Origin of the sequence: Curtobacterium sp. PhB78, assembly GCF_003751685.1 — a bacterium.
Lineage (GTDB): Bacteria > Actinomycetota > Actinomycetes > Actinomycetales > Microbacteriaceae > Curtobacterium.
The window spans coordinates 137,165-154,062 of sequence record NZ_RKIA01000008.1; the positions used below are offsets into that span (position 1 = coordinate 137,165).

General features: G+C 71.8%; 15 protein-coding genes. 9 read left to right on the forward strand and 6 right to left on the reverse strand.

All coding sequences use genetic code 11. The features are described from left to right. Positions 1 to 9 precede the first annotated feature (9 nt). Positions 10 to 1,335 carry a threonine/serine exporter family protein gene (locus tag EDF53_RS17515; RefSeq protein ID WP_123294738.1) on the forward strand — a complete coding sequence of 442 codons (1,326 nt, stop codon included), beginning with the start codon at positions 10 to 12 and terminating at the stop codon, positions 1,333 to 1,335. A 212-nt stretch (positions 1,336 to 1,547) separates the two neighbouring features. Here EDF53_RS17515 and EDF53_RS17520 read toward each other — a convergent pair whose 3' ends face one another. Further along, positions 1,548 to 3,251: a class I adenylate-forming enzyme family protein gene (locus EDF53_RS17520; protein WP_123294766.1), complete on the reverse strand. Its 1,704-nt coding sequence runs from the start codon at positions 3,249 to 3,251 to the stop codon at positions 1,548 to 1,550. A gap of 92 nt (positions 3,252 to 3,343) precedes the next feature. After that, positions 3,344 to 5,758, reverse strand: a complete 2,415-nt coding sequence (locus EDF53_RS17525; protein ID WP_148058384.1) for an Ig-like domain-containing protein — start codon at positions 5,756 to 5,758, stop codon at positions 3,344 to 3,346. A gap of 228 nt (positions 5,759 to 5,986) precedes the next feature. On the opposite strand from EDF53_RS17525, the gene EDF53_RS17530 reads away from it, so the two are divergent. Next, positions 5,987 to 6,568: a LemA family protein gene (locus EDF53_RS17530; RefSeq protein WP_111084820.1), complete on the forward strand. Its 582-nt coding sequence runs from the start codon at positions 5,987 to 5,989 to the stop codon at positions 6,566 to 6,568. A gap of 19 nt (positions 6,569 to 6,587) precedes the next feature. Beyond that, on the forward strand, positions 6,588 to 7,490 hold the full coding sequence (locus tag EDF53_RS17535) for a M48 family metalloprotease (RefSeq protein WP_111084819.1): 903 nt from the start codon (positions 6,588 to 6,590) through the stop codon (positions 7,488 to 7,490). A 6-nt stretch (positions 7,491 to 7,496) separates the two neighbouring features. On the opposite strand, the gene EDF53_RS17540 is transcribed toward EDF53_RS17535, so the two are convergent. Beyond that, on the reverse strand, positions 7,497 to 8,768 hold the full coding sequence (locus EDF53_RS17540; protein WP_123294740.1) for a winged helix-turn-helix domain-containing protein: 1,272 nt from the start codon (positions 8,766 to 8,768) through the stop codon (positions 7,497 to 7,499). Positions 8,769 to 8,860: 92 nt separating this feature from the next. Here EDF53_RS17540 and EDF53_RS17545 point away from each other — a divergent pair, with 92 nt between their 5' ends. Both EDF53_RS17545 and ilvA read left to right on the forward strand, forming a co-directional pair. Next, complete coding sequence (locus EDF53_RS17545) at positions 8,861 to 10,111, forward strand: AI-2E family transporter (protein WP_123294741.1); 1,251 nt, start codon at positions 8,861 to 8,863, stop codon at positions 10,109 to 10,111. Between the two features lie 62 nt (positions 10,112 to 10,173). After that, positions 10,174 to 11,433 (forward strand): threonine ammonia-lyase, encoded by a 1,260-nt coding sequence (ilvA, locus tag EDF53_RS17550; RefSeq protein ID WP_123294742.1) that lies wholly within the window; start codon positions 10,174 to 10,176, stop codon positions 11,431 to 11,433. Between the two features lie 146 nt (positions 11,434 to 11,579). Here the strand turns inward: ilvA and greA are convergent, their stop codons facing one another. Next, entirely contained in the window at positions 11,580 to 12,068 is a 489-nt protein-coding gene (gene greA / locus EDF53_RS17555) for a transcription elongation factor GreA (RefSeq protein WP_111084815.1), read from the reverse strand. A gap of 71 nt (positions 12,069 to 12,139) precedes the next feature. Beyond that, positions 12,140 to 12,640: a DUF4307 domain-containing protein gene (locus EDF53_RS17560; protein ID WP_165918729.1), complete on the reverse strand. Its 501-nt coding sequence runs from the start codon at positions 12,638 to 12,640 to the stop codon at positions 12,140 to 12,142. A gap of 23 nt (positions 12,641 to 12,663) precedes the next feature. Here EDF53_RS17560 and mca point away from each other — a divergent pair, with 23 nt between their 5' ends. Then, on the forward strand, positions 12,664 to 13,554 hold the full coding sequence (gene mca / locus EDF53_RS17565) for a mycothiol conjugate amidase Mca (protein WP_123294744.1): 891 nt from the start codon (positions 12,664 to 12,666) through the stop codon (positions 13,552 to 13,554). Continuing rightward, a complete protein-coding gene (locus EDF53_RS17570) occupies positions 13,551 to 13,856 on the forward strand; it encodes a hypothetical protein (protein WP_123294745.1) in 306 nt (101 codons plus the stop codon). Before mca ends, EDF53_RS17570 begins: the two co-directional genes overlap by 4 nt. A gap of 124 nt (positions 13,857 to 13,980) precedes the next feature. On the opposite strand, the gene EDF53_RS17575 is transcribed toward EDF53_RS17570, so the two are convergent. Continuing rightward, positions 13,981 to 14,688, reverse strand: a complete 708-nt coding sequence (locus EDF53_RS17575; protein WP_123294746.1) for a hemolysin III family protein — start codon at positions 14,686 to 14,688, stop codon at positions 13,981 to 13,983. A gap of 95 nt (positions 14,689 to 14,783) precedes the next feature. Here EDF53_RS17575 and EDF53_RS17580 point away from each other — a divergent pair, with 95 nt between their 5' ends. Beyond that, positions 14,784 to 15,569, forward strand: a complete 786-nt coding sequence (locus tag EDF53_RS17580; protein WP_173170760.1) for an isoprenyl transferase — start codon at positions 14,784 to 14,786, stop codon at positions 15,567 to 15,569. Positions 15,570 to 15,664: 95 nt separating this feature from the next. After that, positions 15,665 to 16,774: an aminotransferase class V-fold PLP-dependent enzyme gene (locus tag EDF53_RS17585; RefSeq protein WP_111084809.1), complete on the forward strand. Its 1,110-nt coding sequence runs from the start codon at positions 15,665 to 15,667 to the stop codon at positions 16,772 to 16,774. Positions 16,775 to 16,898: the final 124 nt, after the last annotated feature.

Here is a 16,898-nt window from a genome sequence, read left to right on the forward strand (position 1 = left end):
ATCGCCTGCGTGGTCGGACTCGGAAGCGCACTCGCGAACCTGCAGAACGCCCTCCGTCGGCCCGAGGCCCACGTCGAGGTCGTCGACGGCGAGACCGTCCCCGTCGGCATGCTCCTCGGCACGCTCGGTGCACTGCTGCTCGACGCGGGCAGCTCCGTCACCGACGTCCGCTCGGCGCTCGAGAAGGCCCGCGACGCCGCCGGGGTCGGTCCGACCCTGGCGATCGGGGTGCTGCCGGCGCTCGTGATGGTGAGCGAGGTCTCGACCGGTGCGGCGACGATCGTGAACGCCGAGGGCGTCGAGCTGTCGTCCCGACAGGCTGCACGGGCGAACCGGGTCGTGCTCGGGTTGGAGAGCGGGTCGATCGCCCTCGCCGAGATCCCCGCGCGGGTCCGGGCCATCCGTGCCGGCACCGTCCCGCCGCCCGCACTGCCGTGGATCCTCGGCAACGCGCTGACCTCCGCCGGGCTCGCCGTCGTGTTCCGGTGCCCGTGGTGGGCGATCCTGCTCGCGCTCCTGGTCGGTGCGCTCGTCGGGGTCATCGGACTGCTGCTCCGGCGCTTCCGCGAGGCCGTCGCGATCATCCCGTTCCTGGCGGCCTTCGTGTCGACGGCCATCGTCGGACTCGTCGCCGCGGGTGCCGGGTTCGAGCAGGTCCCGCTGTTCGCCGTGTGCGCCCCGGTGGCGGTGTTCGTCCCCGGTGCCCTCATCACCAACGCCCTGCTCGAACTGACCGCCGCGGACATCGTGACCGGGTCCTCGCGGCTGGTCCAGGGGCTCATCATGCTCGGCTTCATGGCGGCCGGCATCGCCTCGGGCAGTGCGCTGACCGGGCTGCACGTCGACCCGTCCTCGGCGGCGCTCGTCGGCGAGGTCGCCGGCGTCGGCACGGACCTGGCCGGGTGGGAGTCCGTGCCGTCCTACTGGGTGTCGTGGGTCGCCGTGGTGGTCCTGGCGGTCGGCCTCGGCCTGGTGTTCCGGTCGGGCTGGCGGCTGACGCTCGTGTCGGTGGCCGTCATGGTCACCGCCTACGCGCTGGTGAGCGGGACGACGCCGGTGTGGGGGAGCGTCGTCGCGACCGGCGCGACGGCGGCGCTGTTGTTCGTCGCGACGCGGTTGCTCGAGCGGCTCGTGCCGGCGATCCCGGCGACGGTGTCATTCTTCCCGGCGTTCCTGCTGCTCGTCCCCGGGACCGTCGGGCTGGTGGCGGTGGCCACGTTCGACCCCGAGTCCCTCGCGACACCTCTGGCGACCTTCGTCAGCCTGTGCATCGGGACGAAGATCGGTGGGTTGCTGCCGGGTCTGTTCGCCCGGAACGCGCCGAGCCACACGTAGCGCGGCCCGGGTGTACGTGGGCGTACCTGGCCGGATCGGGCGTACCTGGTCGGAAGTTTCGACCAGGTACGCCCGATCCTGCGGAGCACCGCACGCGGCATGGGAAGGAACGCACGCAGGCACGGCCGTGGACGCGACCGGCTGACGGACGGGAGGCGCGGGGCGGGGCCGCCACGGGCCTCCCGTCCGACGCCGCGCACGTCCAGAGCGCGCTACGGCTCGAGCAGTCGGCCCGCCGCCTGGTCCTCCGCCGCCGTCGCCTTGGCGAGGTAGTGCACCTTCTTGCCCGTCGCGTTGTACGGCAGCTCGTCGACGAACCGGTACCGCCGCGGCCGCTTGTAGCGGGCGAGCCCGGGGTGCGAGCCCGTCCACTCCTCGAGCTCGGCGGCGGCCGCGACGTCGTCCTCCGGTAGCCGTCCCGCTGCACGGACCACGTACGCCGTGACGACCTCGCCCCAACGCTCGTCCGGGATCCCGACGACGATCGAGTCGGCGACGCCCGGGTGCTCCTGCAGCGCGGCCTCGACCTGGACGGGGTGGACGTTCTCGCCGCCGGAGATGATCATGTCGTCCTTGCGGCCGACGATCGTCACCCGCTCGTGCTCGTCCCACGTGGCGAGGTCGCCGGGGTAGAACCAGCCGTTCGCGAACTTCTCCGCCTCGAGCCCCGGGTTGCGGTACGAGTAGCCGGACTTCACGGTCCGGACCGCGAACTCGCCGATCTCGGAGCCGTCCTTCGGCACGGTGTCGCTCGGGTCGGCCAGGCGGTCCTCGTACACGCGCACCACGGCGACGTCGTCGTCCGTCGATGCTCGTCCGGTGGAGCCGGCACCGTCGGGGAAGTCCTCAGGACGCAGGAACGTGTTCCAGAAGGTCTCGGTCGTCCCGTAGCCGTTGAAGATCCGCGGGGACAGGAGCTCCTGGTAGCGGAGTGCGGCGGCGCGGTCGAGCGGGGCACCCATCGTGACGATGCCGTGCAGGGACGACAGGTCGCGGGGCCGGGCCTCTTGCGCGTTCGCGAGCTGCACCAGGTTCGGCGGCGCACCGATCAGGAACGTCAGCCGCTCGGACTCGACCAGGTCGAGCACCCGCTCGGCGTCGAAGTGCCGCAGGGTGGTGAGCTCGGCGCCGACGTAGAACACCGGGTTCGGGCCGCCCGAGTACAGGCCGCCACGGTGGAACAGCGGCGACATGTTGAGCGTCTTGTCGAAGGGGCTGAGCGGGAAGTGCATGACGACGTCGTGGGCGCTGAGCACCTCGACCAGGCTCGGCAGGGGCACCGGCTTCGGTCGCCCGGTGGTGCCGGAGGTGTAGAGCCGGGTGGTCTCGTCGTAGGTGCTGCGGGGCTCGGTCGCGGCGAGCTCGGCGGGGGTGACGGGGTCGGCGGCGAGGAGGGCGGTGAACGCGACCCGCGCGTCGTGTGCGGGGTCGTCGTCGTGGTGCGCTGCGTGGTCGTCGCCACCGACGACGACGATGTGGTCCGGACGGTGCGGCGCGGTCTCGAGCGCTCGGGCGATGTCGTCGCCGCGCACCGCGTCGTGCACCAGCACCACGGGCGCGGAGTCCTCGATAATGAAGGCGACCTCGTCGGGCGCGAGCCGGAAGTTCGTCGGCGAGAACACCGCGCCGATGCGGTGGCACGCCAGGTAGAGCATCGCGAACTCGGGCGAGTTGAACAGCTCGACCATCACGACCGAACCCCGCCCGGCACCGTGCCGGACGAGCCACCCGCCGATGTGGTCGACGACGTCCCCGAGTTCCGCGTAGGTCCACGACCGACCCGTGTCCGGGTCACGCAGCGCGGGCCGGTCCGCGAAGCGGTGGGTGTTCCGCGCGAAGCCGTTCGCGTACGTGTAGCTGCCCTCGAACACCTCGCGGAACCGCGTCGGGTCGTAGTCGGATCGGGTCTCGGTCATCATCGCTCCCTGGGGCGGTCGAACGGCGCGTCACGCACCGATCGTCACTGTATCCGCCGCGCGGGGACGGCGGACGGGAGGCCCGGTGCGGGTCAGGTGGCCGCGTCCGGTCGCGCGGTGCGCGCCCAGAACCAGGCCCCGATCGCGCCCGCCACGCAGGTCGCGCCGACCGCGCCGAGCAGCACCGGCGACGCGTGGGTCCCCGCGGGACCCGAGTAGACCGCGGCGGTGAGCGCGACCGCGACGACCGCCAGTGCCACGTACCGGGCACGCGAGGCCATCAGGACCGCACTGCCGGCGGAACCCGCGAACGGCAGCAGCGTGGCGACGACGGCTCCGACCCCGCCGACGCACAGGGTGATGGCGAACTCCGACGTCAACGCGGACCAGAAGCCCCCGCCCGCGGTCAGGCTGTGGAGCACCCACCCCGCGGTCGCGAGCCCGAGCAGCGCGATCGTCCGCCAGGTCGCGCTCCGGGCACCGGCGGCGATCCCGGAGCCGAGGCGCAGTGCGGCGGTGTCCAGGTCGGGGCGTCCCGACGGCACGAGCACCATCCCGACGATCAGGGCGGGGGAGAGGTCCGCGGCCCGCGTGATCCCGCACGCCACGAGCGCCGCGAGCACCAGCCACGGGGACACCCGGAAGCCCACCGCACGGTGGTCGGGTCCGGCTGCCCACCGGGTCACGAGCACCACGGCTGCCGTGAGCACCGCGGTGCCGAGCAGCACGGCGATGGCGAGGCGGACGTAGCGGGCCTCGAGCGAGACGCCCACGCCGAGCAGTGTGCACAGGGCGGCGACGGCCACCGCGACCGTGATCGACACCCAGGTCGGCAGCACGTCGTCGGACCCGGAGCGGTCCGAGCGCGAGCGGTTCCGCCCGAGCAGTCCGGCGAAGGGCGAGCGGATGCGCCCGCGGGCAGCGGCCGCGACGAGCGCGAGGGGTGCGGCGATCAGCAGGAGGAACCCAGCGGCGACGGCCGTGGCGATCAGGACGGTCCGCCACGAGAACGCGGCCTGGATCGTCGGCACGGTGCGGTCGTAGGCGGTGGCAGCGGTCCAGTCGCCCGCGGGGCCCGACCAGTCGGTGTGGCCGCCGGAGCCTGCGACCCCGGGGGTGCTCGTGCCGGTCGGGTCGGTGCCGTCACCGGGCGCTGCCGCCGATCCGGGGCCGTCGTCGCCGGTGCCGCCGGCGTTCCCGGTTCCGGTGCCGGCCGGGGTCCCCGCGTCGCCGGGGGTCTGGCCGTCACCCGGTGCGGTCGGGGGGCCGGTGGTGTCGGTTCCGGTGCCGGTGGCGGTGGCGGTGGCGGTGCCGTTGCCGGTGGTGCCGGTGCCGTTGGTCGGTGCGTCCCCGCCGGTTCCGGAGGTGCCGGGGGTGCCGGGGGTGCCGTTCGTGGTGCCCGAGGTCGACCACACGGTGACCTGCACGGCCGCGGACGACCGCGAGTAGTTGCCGGCGGCGTCGTGCTGCGTCGCGGTGAGGTCGTGTCCGCCGGCCCGCAGCTGCGACCCCGCGGTGGAGCAGGACCAGGAACCGTTCGCAGCGACCTCGGCCCGGCAGACGGGTGCGCGGTCGACGTAGACGGTCACGTCGGCGCCGGGCTCGCCGGTGCCGCGGACGACCGTGGCGCGCGAACCGACGCGGTCGCCGTCGTCGGGTGCGGTGATCCGCGGAGCCGCCGGTGCTGTGCGGTCGACCGTGATCCGCACCGGGGCCGAAGATGCGCTGCGCAGGTCGGAGCGGTAACCGCGGGCCGTGCTGGCGGTCTGCGAGGCGGTCACGGTGACGGTCGCGTCGGACCGCAGCGCGAGCGAGGTCACCCACCGACCGTCCGGGCCGACCGGGGCGGTCTGCTGCGTCGACGATCCGGAGACCGACAGCACCACGGTGGAACCGGGGAAGCCCGTGCCGGAGAGCGCGCCACTGGTCGGGTGGTCGGACGCGATGGTCGGCGGCACGATGACGTCGGAGGCCGGGGCACTCGCGGGCGGCTGGCTCGGCGCGGTGACGTCCCGCACCGTGAAGACCTGCTGCGGACCCGACCGCACCGTACCGAGGCACGACCACGAACCGTTCGCCTGCACCTGGGCCGAGCACCCGGCCGAACCGGTCGACGCGGGGCCCGCGACGCGGACGACGTGCGCCGGGGTCCCGGTGCCGTGGAACCGGGCGGTGCTGCTCGTCACGTCCCCTGGGTCGGCGATGGTCGGTGCGACGGGCGGTCGCCCGGTGGACGCGGGCGGGGGCGTGGGGGTGCCGGGGCGACCGCTGCTCGGCGGGCCGACGAGTTCGCCCGGTGCGGGGGTCGCGGTGCTCGCGGCGCTGACGCGTTCGGTGGTCGCCTGTTCGTGGGGCGCCGTGCCGGCGAACGCGGGTGCGGCTGCCGTCGCCAGCAGCGCCGCGGCGAGGACGGCCGTGGCCGAGGCGAGCGCGACGAACCGGGTACGACGACGAGGGCCGTCGCCCCCGACGGCCCGGTCGTCCACGTTGTCCCCTCGCGTGCTCACCGGCTCCATCCCACGTGATCCGGGCCGCTGGGTCAATACACCTCGCGGATGATGTCCCGCATCCGGTCGTGTTCGCCCCGCAGCCCGAACGCCCGGTGTGCGTGACTCGGGAATCGCCCGTGAACCCTGGCGGTCGACGCGAGCACTGCGGACGCGTCGGTAGACTTCACGACGGCCGTTCAGGCCACGCAGCACCGCGGATCCGAACGCGAGAAGGAGCACCCACGCATGGACACCGGACTCGTCACGACGCTGATCGTCGTCGGAGTGGTGGTGGTGATCCTGGTCATCATCGGGATCTACCTCTGGGTGACGTACAACTCGCTCGTCACGCTCAAGGTCCGTGTGGACGAGGCCTGGAGCGACATCTCGGTGCAGCTGAAGCGGCGCGCCGACCTGATCCCGACCATCGTCGACACGGTCAAGGGGTACGCCACCCACGAGAAGGCCGTCTTCGATGACGTCACCAAGGCGCGCTCCGAGACGCTGACGGCCGGTGACGCCGGCACGGCCTCCGCGGCCGAGGGACACATGCAGAAGGCGCTGAAGAGCGTGTTCGCGGTCGCCGAGGGGTACCCGCAGCTGCAGTCGAGCCAGAACTTCCTGCAGCTGCAGACCGAACTCGTCGACACCGAGGACAAGATCCAGTCCGCCCGGCGCTTCTACAACGGCGGCGTGCGCGAGCTGAACACGAAGATCCGGGTCTTCCCGAACTCCACGTTCGCCAAGCGACGGGGCTTCGCCGAGGCGACCTTCTTCGAGACCGCCGAGCCGGCAGCCATCGCCGAGCCGCCGCGCGTCCAGTTCTGACCCCAGCCTCGCAGCTGCCGTGTACAGCGCCATCGCGCGGAACAAGCGCAACACCGTCGTCATCGTCCTGGTCTTCCTGCTGATCATCGGCGCACTCGGGTTCCTGGGCGGCTACCTGGCAGGCAACGTCTCGATCGGCGTCATCGTGCTCGCCGTCGCCCTGGGCTACGCGGTGCTGCAGTACTTCTTCGCCGCTCGGCAGGCGACCGCCATCGCCGGTGGCATCGAGATCGACCGCACCTCCGAACCGCGGCTCTGGCGGACGGTCGAGAACCTCGCGATCTCGACCGGCATGCCGATGCCCCGGGTCTACGTCATCCAAGACCCGTCGCCGAACGCCTTCGCCACCGGGCGCGACCCGGAGCACGCCGTGGTCGCGGCGACGACCGGGCTGCTGCAGATCATGGACGACCAGGAGCTCCAGGGCGTGATGGCCCACGAACTCGGGCACGTCCGCAATTACGACATCCGGGTCTCGACGATGGTGTTCGGGCTGGTGGTCGCCGTCGGCCTGATCGCCGACGTGCTCCTGCGCATCTCGATCTTCAGCGGCCTGTCCGGCGGCCGGAACCGCAACTCGGACAACGGCGGTGGCGCGAACCCGGTGCTGCTCATCGCCGGCATCGTGGCTGTGGTCGTGGCGCCGATCGCCGCGGCGGGCGTGCAGGCTGCGGTGTCCCGGCAGCGCGAGTACCTCGCCGACGCCACCGGTGCGATGACGACGCGCCACCCCGAGGGCCTCGCCCGGGCGCTCGAGAAGCTCGGCGCGTACGGCCGTCCGATGCAGACGCAGAACTCGTCGATGGCGCACCTGTGGATCGCCGACCCGATGCGCCCCGGCGTGATGGACCGGCTGTTCTCGACGCACCCGCCGCTGCCGGACCGCATCGCACGGTTGCGGGCGAACGCCGACCGCTTCTGACGCCGGTCAGGCCTCGACGGCGTCGAGCTGCTCCGTGGGTTCGGGGGCATCGGCGTCGTCGACGGCTTCGTGCGGGACCAGCGGGAGGCCGAGCGCCCCGGCGACCGCGGCTGCAGCCGTGCCCCGATCCGTGACCTCGACCTCGTCGAGTCCCTGCCAGGCGGCGGTGCGTCGGAGGGTCTCGGCCAGCCGCTCGGCATCGAGGTGCTCGCCGGGCTCCTGCCACGCGGTCCGGACCCGCAGCACGCCACGCTGCCGGTCGCTCTTCAGGTCGACCCGGCCGACGAGGCGGTCGTCCTGCAGCACGGGCAGCACGTAGTACCCGAACACCCGCTTCGGCGCCGGTGTGTAGATCTCGATCCGGTAGTGGAACCCGTACATCCGCTCCGCCCGTCGGCGGAACCACACGACCGGGTCGAACGGGCTGAGCACCGCGTCGGCGGTCAGCTGCCGGGGCACCCGGGCATCGGGGTGGAGCCAGGCCCGCTCACCCCAGCCCTCGACCCGCACGGGCAGGAGCTCGCCGGCCGCGGTGAGCTCCGCGATGGCGCCGGCGGTGTCGTCCGACCGCAGTCGGTAGTAGTCGGCGATGTCCGCTCGGGTGCCGACGCCGAGGGCGCGGGTGGCGTGCCGGACGAGTTCGAGCACTGCGGCAGCGCGCGGCGGTGCCGTCTCGAGGAACCCGGCCGGCAGGACCTGCTCGGGCAGGGCGTACACGCGCTCGAAGCCCGACCGTCCGGCGCTCACGGCCTCGCCCCAGCGGAACATCTGCTCGAGCCCGAGTTTCACGTCGCTCCAGCCCCACCACGGACCACGGCGGACGTTCGACTCGTGCTCGACCGCGCTGGCTCGCATCGGCCCCTCGGCACGCAGGAGCGCGTGCAGCTCGCGTCGGACCCCGGCGGTGCGGGTGACGCCGTCGATCCGGGTCGGGCCGGCGTCGCGCTCCCGAAGAGCGTCCATCCGCCAGCGGAACAGCCGCAGGTCGTCGCGCGGGATGAGGGCTGCCTCGTGCGCCCAGTACTCGGTGTAGGGCCCGGACCGGCCGAGGGTCAGCCGGTCGAGCGTGGACCGGTCGTACGCCCCCAGCCGTGCGAAGAGCGGCAGGTAGTGGCTGCGCTCGAACACGTTCACCGAGTCGATCTGCAGCAGCCCGAGCCGAGCGAACGCAGCGTTCACCGCACGCGTCGAGACGTCCGTCGCCGGTGGTCGACCGAACCCCTGCGCGGCGAGGGCGACGCGGCGGGCTTCGGCGGCGGAGAGCGAGGACCTGACCATGCGGCGACGCTACCGAACCCCGCCGACAGCGCGGCGTCCGAACGTATGCCGTATCTGGAACGCGAGGACGTCTGGATCGCTAGGATCGGCCCATGGCCTGGGGAAAGAAGACACCGCACACGGATCCCGTCGTCGTCGATGACGCGGTGCCGCCCGGCATGCGGATCGCCGGTGCGTGGTCGTGGCGGATCCTCGTCGTGGTCGGCGTCGTCGCGGTGGTCATCTACCTGGTCACGCTGTTCAGCGAGATCCTCATCCCGTTCCTCATCGGCATCGTCGTCGCCGCGCTCCTGGTCCCGCTGTCGAACTGGATGCAGCGCCACCACGTGCCGAAGTGGCTCGCCGTCATCGTCAGCCTGGTCGGTGGGCTCGCCGCCGTCGGGGCGCTCATCTGGCTCGTCGTCGACCAGATCGCCGCCGCCTACCCGTCGCTCCGCGACCGAACTCTGTCGCAGTACGACAACATCCGCGACTTCGTGCTCAGCTCCGGGCTCGGGATCAGCCAGAAGGACCTGAACTCCTACCTCAACCAGGCGACCGACTGGCTGCAGAGCAACTCCGGCTCGATCCTGTCCGGAGTGGCCAGCGCGGGGTCGTCGCTGACGCACATCCTCACCGGCCTGTTCATCGTCATCTTCACGGTGATCTTCCTGCTCATCGACGGCAAGAACGTCTGGCGCTGGACGGTCCGGCTCTTCCCGAAGAACGCCCGCAGCGCGATCGACGGTGCCGGGGTCGCCGGCTGGACGACGTTGACGAGCTTCATCCGGGTGCAGATCTTCGTCGCGTTCGTCGACGCCGTCGGCATCGGCCTCGGTGCGTTCTTCCTGCAGCTGCCGCTCGTCGTGCCGATCGCGGTCTTCGTGTTCCTCGGGTCGTTCATCCCGGTCGTCGGCGCGATCGTCACCGGGTTCCTGGCGGTGTTCGTCGCCCTGGTCTTCAACGGCCCGGTGGCGGCGGTCATCATGCTCGGCGTGATCCTGGTCGTGCAGCAGGTCGAGGGACACATCCTGCAGCCGCTCGTCATGGGCAGCGCCGTCAAGGTGCACCCGCTCGCCGTCGTCCTCGGGGTCACCGCGGCGTCGGGTCTCGCGGGCATCGCGGGCGCGTTCTTCGCCGTTCCGCTCATCGCCACCGTCAACTCCATGGTCACGACCATCTCGAGCGGCCGGTGGAAGACGATGGACTCCGACCACGTGCTCGAGGCCAAGCAGGACGCGCACGACGAGAACGTCCGGACCAAGCGCCGGCGCAAGGTCCTCAAGCTGCGCAAGCGCCGTGGCGACGTCCCGAAGCCGGGCACCGACGAGCAGCCGACCGCGGTCAAGGGGACGGCAGGCTGACGCTGAACGATCCCTCGTGTCACGGGTTCGCCGCGGACGCCCGGAACGACGATGATGGGGGAGTGACCGACACCAGCGCCTCCCAGCACACGCTCGCCTCGATCCCCACCCTCGCGGACATCGAGACGGCGCGGGAGACCATCTCGGGCGTCGCGCGCGTCACCCCGATGGAGACCTCGCAGTTCCTGGCCGAGGTGCTCGGTTCACCCGTGCACCTGAAGTGCGAGAACCTGCAGCGCACCGGCGCGTACAAGGTCCGCGGCGCCTACAACCGCCTGTCGACCCTGTCCGAGGAACAGCGCGCCAAGGGCGTCGTCGCGGCCAGCGCCGGCAACCACGCCCAGGGGGTCGCCCTCGCCGCCCGCGAGCTCGGCATCCCGGCGACGATCTTCACCCCGGTCGGTGTCGCGCTGCCGAAGCTGCAGGCCACCCGCCACTACGGCGCCGAGGTCGTGCTGCGCGGCCACTCGGTGGAGGAAGCCCTGAGCGCCGCCAAGGACTTCGCTGCGCACACCGGCGCGGTCTTCATCCCGCCGTTCGACCACCCCGCCGTCATCGCCGGCCAGGGAACCCTCGGCCTCGAGATCATCGACCAGGTGCCCGACGTGGACACCGTCGTCGTGCCGATCGGCGGCGGCGGGGTCATCTCCGGCATCGCCCTCGCGGTCAAGGGCATGGCCGAGCGGCTCGGACGACCGATCAAGGTCATCGGGGTGCAGGCCGAGAACGCCGCTGCCTACCCGTCGTCGATCCGCGCCGGCGAGCCCGTCACCATCACGACGACACCGACGATCGCCGACGGCATCGCGGTCGCCCGCCCCGGCGACCTGAACTTCCCGATCATCCGCGACCTGGTCGACGACATCGTCACGGTCTCCGACGACGACACCGCCCGCGCCCTGCTCGTGCTGCTCGAGCGCGCGAAGCTCGTGGTCGAGGCCGCCGGAGCCGTCGGCGTCGCCGCGATCATGTCCGGCGCGGTCCGCGACACCGGGCGCACCGTCGTGCTGCTCAGCGGCGGCAACATCGACCCGCTCATGATGGAGCGCGTGATCACGCGCGGTCTCGTCGCCGCGTCGCGCTACATCGGCATCCGCATCATGCTGCCGGACCGTCCGGGCCAGCTCGCCCGGGTCGCCCAGGTGATCTCGGACGCCGGCGCGAACGTGGTCGAGGTCCTGCACACCCGCCACGGACAGGGCCTGGTCATCAACGAGGTGGCCCTCGACCTGTCGATCGAGGCGCGCGGCCCCGAGCACGCGCAGGAGGTCATCCAGCGCCTGCACGAGGTCGGCTTCCGCCCGGAGCTCCTCGAGCACTAGCCCTGCGACGATCCACGAGTCGTTCGACGCGTGTCCTGTCGGATCCGTGGTGCGCCCCGGCGGGCGGGGCCGTGGAGGCGACCAGCGGACAGACGGGAGGCCCGTGGCGGTGTCGCCCCGGGCCTCCTGTCCGTCTGTGGTGCTGCCTACGGCTCGTAGCGCTCGATCTTGACGACCTCGACCGCGATCTCCTTGCCGTTCGGCGCCGTGTAGGTGGCCTTGTCGCCGGCCTTGAGGCCGACGATCGCCGCGCCGACGGGGCTGACCGGGCTGTAGACCGTCAGGTCGGAGCCCTCGGCGACGATCTCGCGGCTGCCGACCAGGAACGTCGACTCGTCGCCCGCGATGACCGCGGTGACGACGGTGCCGGGCTCGACCGTGCCGTCGAAGACCGCTTCGCTGACGGTCGCGTGCTTGAGGAGGTTCGTGAGGACGCGGATGCGCGCCTCGATCTTGCCCTGCTCGTCCTTGGCGGCGTGGTAGCCGCCGTTCTCCTTGAGGTCGCCCTCTTCGCGAGCGGCCTCGATGCGGCGCGCGATCTCGGCACGGCCCTCGCCGCTCAGCTCGTCGAGCTCCGCCTGGAGACGGTCGTGCGCCTCCTGGGTCAGCCAGGTGACCTGCGTGTCGTTGCTCATCTTCTGTCCCTTCGACCATGAAAAAACGAGACCGGCCGAGTGGTCGGTCTCGAGAGGCGAATCAGGACAGTCTAGGGAATCCAGCAGTCGTGGATCAAGCCGGTGACGCCACGGGTCGTGGTCGTCACCTCGGTGCTGACACTGCGGGTGCGCTGCTCGGACGGGGCGAGGGTGATCTCCTTCCAGCCGACGATCGAGTAGCTCTTGTCGAGGACCTGGACGGCGCACTTCGCCCGGACGCCCGGGTCGACGGAGACCTGCGAGTGCACGACCGTGCTGTGCTGGGAGAGGACCTCGTACCCCACGACGTCGTCGGTCAGGCCGCGGTCGGACTGGTCGAGACCCGCCCAGATCACCCAGGCGGCGAAGACCACGACCACGGCGATGGCGGCGGTGATCGCGACGGCCTTGCTGCGGCGCGCTCGGGCCGGGGTGCGGCCGTAGCGGTCGTCGAGGGTGGCGGTGTGGTGCTGTTCGGACAGTTCGGGGCTCCCGGGGTGATTATCCTGATCCCAGGGTAGTTCACGCGTCGCTGTGCACTTCCCGTCCCCGCTCGTCCTCCGCTCGCCCACGCTCACCCACGTGAGGAAGTCCCGTGCCGTACCGCTTGCTGGCCGTCCACGCCCACCCCGACGACGAGTCGAGCAAGGGGGCGGCGACCGCGGCGAAGTACGTGGCCGAGGGGCACGAGGTGCTGGTCGTCTCCTGCACCGGGGGCGAGGCCGGCGACATCCTCAACGACCAGCTCGGCGAGCCCGCGACGAGCCGCGCGCACCGCGACATGGCCGGGTACCGCCGCGGTGAGATGGCCGCCGCGCAGGCAGCCCTCGGCATCGACCACCTGTGGCTCGGCTACCACGACTCCGGGTTGCCCGACGCCGAGAAGGGCGAGACCGTCCGACCGGGCACGTTCTCGACCGTGCCGCTCGAGTACAGCACCGAGGCGCTCGTCCGGGTGATCCGCCGGTTCCGTCCGCACGTGCTCGTCACCTACGACGAGAACGGCGGCTACCCGCACCCCGACCACATCCGCACGCACGAGGTGTCCGTCGCCGCCTGGGCAGCCGCGGCCGATCCCGCTGCGTACCCCGCGGCCGGCGAACCGTGGTCGATCGCGAAGCTCTACTACGAGCGCACGATGAACCCGCGCCGCTTCCGCACGATCTTCGAGGCGCTGCAGGACCGCGACCCGGACAGCCCCGCGATCGAGCAGCTGCGCGAGTGGGTGGAGCGGTTCGCCGACCGACCCGACCTCGCCACCACGCACGTCGACGTGCACGAGTACTTCGACCAGCGCGACGCCGCGCTCCGTGCCCACGCCAGCCAGGTGGCGCCGGACAGTGCGTTCTTCTACTGGCCGAACGACCTCCTGGCCACGGTGTGGCCGACCGAGGACTACCAGCTCGTGGAGGCCCGCGTGCCCACCGAGCTCCCGGAGACCGATCTGTTCGCCGGGATCCCTGCCGACAAGGAACCGACCCCGTGAGCTCCATCGCGGCGGCACTCGCCGCCACCCCCAGTCCCAGCCCCAGCGTCGTGCCGGACGTGAACGTCACCCCCGGTGTCGTCGGGTTCATCGCCATCGCGCTCGTGGCGATCGCGACGATCGTCCTGGTCGTAGACATGACCCGGCGCATCCGGCGGACGCGCTACCGGTCGGAGATCCGCGAGCGTCTCGAGGCGGAAGCGAACGGCACCGCGGTCGACGGTCCGGCGACGGACGAGTCGGAGCGGCGTGCGGCCGAGGACGGCCGAGCCGACGTCGGGGACGACACCGAGCGCGGTTGACCCGCTAGCGCCTGACGGAACCGGGCGTACCTGGGCGGATCGGGCGTACTTGGTCGAAAGTTCCGGGTGAGTACGCCCGGAACGACCAGGCATCGCGCGCGTTCTGGGAAGGAACGTGCGACCGTCAGCGCACCGGGTCCAGGGCGACGATGAGCACGCCGACCCACTGCGCGCCGAAGGCCACGACCGTCAGGGCGTGGAACACCTCGTGGAAGCCGAACTGGGTGGGCACCGGGTTCGGCCGCTTGAAGCCGTAGACCAGCGCGCCGATGATGTAGGCGACACCGCCGGACAGGATGAGCACGGTCATCGGGACGCTCGCCGCGAAGAACTGCGGCAGCAGCCCGAGCGCCGCGCAGCCGAGCACCAGGTAGATCGGCACGTACAGCCACCGGGGCGCGTTGATCCACAGCACCCGGAAGGCGATGCCGAGGGCGGCGCCGGACCACATGACCCAGAGCACGACCACCATCAGGGTGTGCGGCAGGGCGCAGATCGCGATCGGCGTGTAGGTGCCGGCGATGAGCAGCAGGATGTTCGTGTGGTCGATGCGCTTGAGCACCGCCTTGACGGTCGGCCCCCACGGGAACCGGTGGTACGTCGCGGAGACCCCGAACATGGCCAGCGACGTCGCCATGAACACCGCGCTGCCGACCTTCGCCGCCGTGCTGTCGGCAAGGGCGATGAGGACGATGCCCATCGCGATGGCGAACGGGAACGCGCCGAGGTGGATCCAGCCGCGCCAGGCGGGGCGGGTGTCCTCCGTGGTCGTCGCGGCCTCTTCGGTGAACGGGACGTGGGGGAGGGTGGCGGTCTCGTGCTCGTCCTGCATGTGCCGACTGTAAGCCCCGTGCCCGAACGGATGCCACGAGTTCTGGGGGAGCCGCACTCGGGACGCTCCGACCGACGGTGCACTACGCTCGGTGCGTGACCGGCAGGGTGGGATGGGCAGGACGAGGGATCCTCTACCGCGCCTACCAGAGCCGCATCCGCCGCCAGATCGAGGGCAGCGCGAAGCCGAAGCACGTCGCCATGATCGTCGACGGCAACCGTCGGTGGGCGAAGCAGCTCGGGCTCGAGTCCGCAGCGCACGGCCACCGCGCCGGTGCCGCGAAGATCCCCGAGTTCCTGACCTGGTGCGACGAGCTCGGCATCGAGGTCGTGACGCTCTACCTGCTCTCCGCCGACAACCTGACCGGGCGTGCCGGAGCGGAACTCAGCGAGCTCGTCGGGATCATCGGCGACCTGGCCGGGGTGCTCGCCGACACCACGGACTGGCGCGTCCAGCACGTCGGGTCGAACGAGGGCCTGCCCGACTCGCTCGTGTCCGCGCTCGCGCAGGCCGAGGAACGCACCGCCGGCCGGACCGGACTCCACATCAACCTGGCCGTCGGCTACGGCGGACGCCGCGAGATCGCCGACGCCATGCGCAGCATCGTGGAGTCGCACGGCGCGGGTGGCGGCACGATCGACACCCTGGCCGAGGTCCTGACGCCCGAGCTCATCGGCGACCACCTGTACACGCAGGGGCAGCCCGACCCCGACCTGGTGATCCGGACCTCGGGCGAACAGCGGCTGTCCGACTTCATGCTGTGGCAGAGCGCGCACAGCGAGTTCTACTTCGTCGAGGCGCTCTACCCCGACCTGCGCGAGGTCGACTTCCTGCGCGCCGTCCGCGACTTCGGTCTCCGGTCGCGGCGCTTCGGCGGCTGACGCTTCCTCGCTACTGCGCGGATCGGCCTGGGTTCGCTGACGTTCAGCGATCCCAGTAGACTCACAGGGTTTTCGTCCCGTGGAAGGTTGCACCTGTGAACATCGACGAGTACGCCGCCGGCTTCTCCGAGGACCCCGGCTACCTCGACCACGCTGCGTTCGGCCCCGTGCAGACCGCCGTGCTCGAGGAGCAGCGCGTGCTCGGCACGATCCAGGAGCACATGCGCTTCGGCGCCATGGAGACCCTCGACGAGCAGGACGCCCGAGTCCGCACGGTCGCCGCCCGCTTGGTCGGTCGCCGCGAGGACCAGGTCGTCTCGCAGACCGCGACGACGCCCGGCCTGCTGCACACGGCCTTCGGCCTGACCGGCGGCGTGCTGGTGTCGGCCGACGAGTACCCTTCGCTGCCGCTCGCGCTGGCGAGCGCCGCCTCGGCGACCGGCGGCCGGGTCCAGCCGGTCGTCATCGAGTCCGGTGCCGGGTGGATGACCCCCTCGCTCATCCAGGAGCGCCTGACCGACGACGTGACGGCCGTGGCGGTGTCGCTGGTCGACTGGCGCACCGGCTACCTGGCCGACCTCGCCGGCATCCGCGAGGTCATCGGCGACCGCCTGCTGATCCTCGACGCGATCCAGGGCTTCGGGGTGGTCGACGCCCCGTACGAGATCGCGGACGTCGTCGCGACCGGCGGCCAGAAGTGGCTGCACGCCGGCTGGGGCACGGGCTTCACCGCCTTCAGCGACCGCGCCCTGAACCGCCTGCGTCCGGCGCTGTCCGGCCCGCACGGCACCACCGGCTGGCCCGTGGACGTCCCCGCCGTGCGCCCGGGTGCCGCCGGGTACCAGATGACCCGCATCGACCCCATCGCGCAGGCCCGCCTCGCGGTGTCGCTGGACCGGCTGACCGCCGTGGGTGTCGCCGCCGTGCAGGAGCGCGTCACCGAGCGCGTGGAGCGCGTGTTCGCGATCGCGGACGAGTTCGGGCTCGAGGTCGAGTCCAGCCGCGACCCGCGCGAGCGCGCCGGCATCGTCGTGCTGCGGCCGGCCGAGGGGCGCCTGACCGCGCTGTCCGCGGCGCTGCACAACCACGGCGTGACCGCGACGACGCGGCTCGGCGTCGCGCGGGTGTCGGTGTTCGCCTCGACGACGGACGAGACGCTCGACATGTTCCGGGACGCCTGCGTCTCGTACGCGACGCTGCAGTAGCGCGGTTCCGCGAAAGCGACAGATCTCCGGCTTGGGTTCAAGGGGTGGTTGCAACACCTTGAGTGGTGAGGTGTTGGTGTGGGTCGTTGGCACACGCGTGAGGACAAGCGACGGTTCTGGGCTG

Excerpts from the sequence above, each read along its gene's own strand:
- EDF53_RS17545 (WP_123294741.1), top strand. The coding sequence starts at position 8,861 with ATGGCCTGGGGAAAGAAGACACCGCACACGGATCCCGTCGTCGTCGAT.
- greA (WP_111084815.1), bottom strand. The coding sequence starts at position 12,068 with ATGAGCAACGACACGCAGGTCACCTGGCTGACCCAGGAGGCGCACGAC.
- EDF53_RS17530 (WP_111084820.1), top strand. The coding sequence starts at position 5,987 with ATGGACACCGGACTCGTCACGACGCTGATCGTCGTCGGAGTGGTGGTG.
- EDF53_RS17540 (WP_123294740.1), bottom strand. The coding sequence starts at position 8,768 with ATGGTCAGGTCCTCGCTCTCCGCCGCCGAAGCCCGCCGCGTCGCCCTC.
- EDF53_RS17520 (WP_123294766.1), bottom strand. The coding sequence starts at position 3,251 with ATGACCGAGACCCGATCCGACTACGACCCGACGCGGTTCCGCGAGGTG.
- EDF53_RS17575 (WP_123294746.1), bottom strand. The coding sequence starts at position 14,688 with ATGCAGGACGAGCACGAGACCGCCACCCTCCCCCACGTCCCGTTCACC.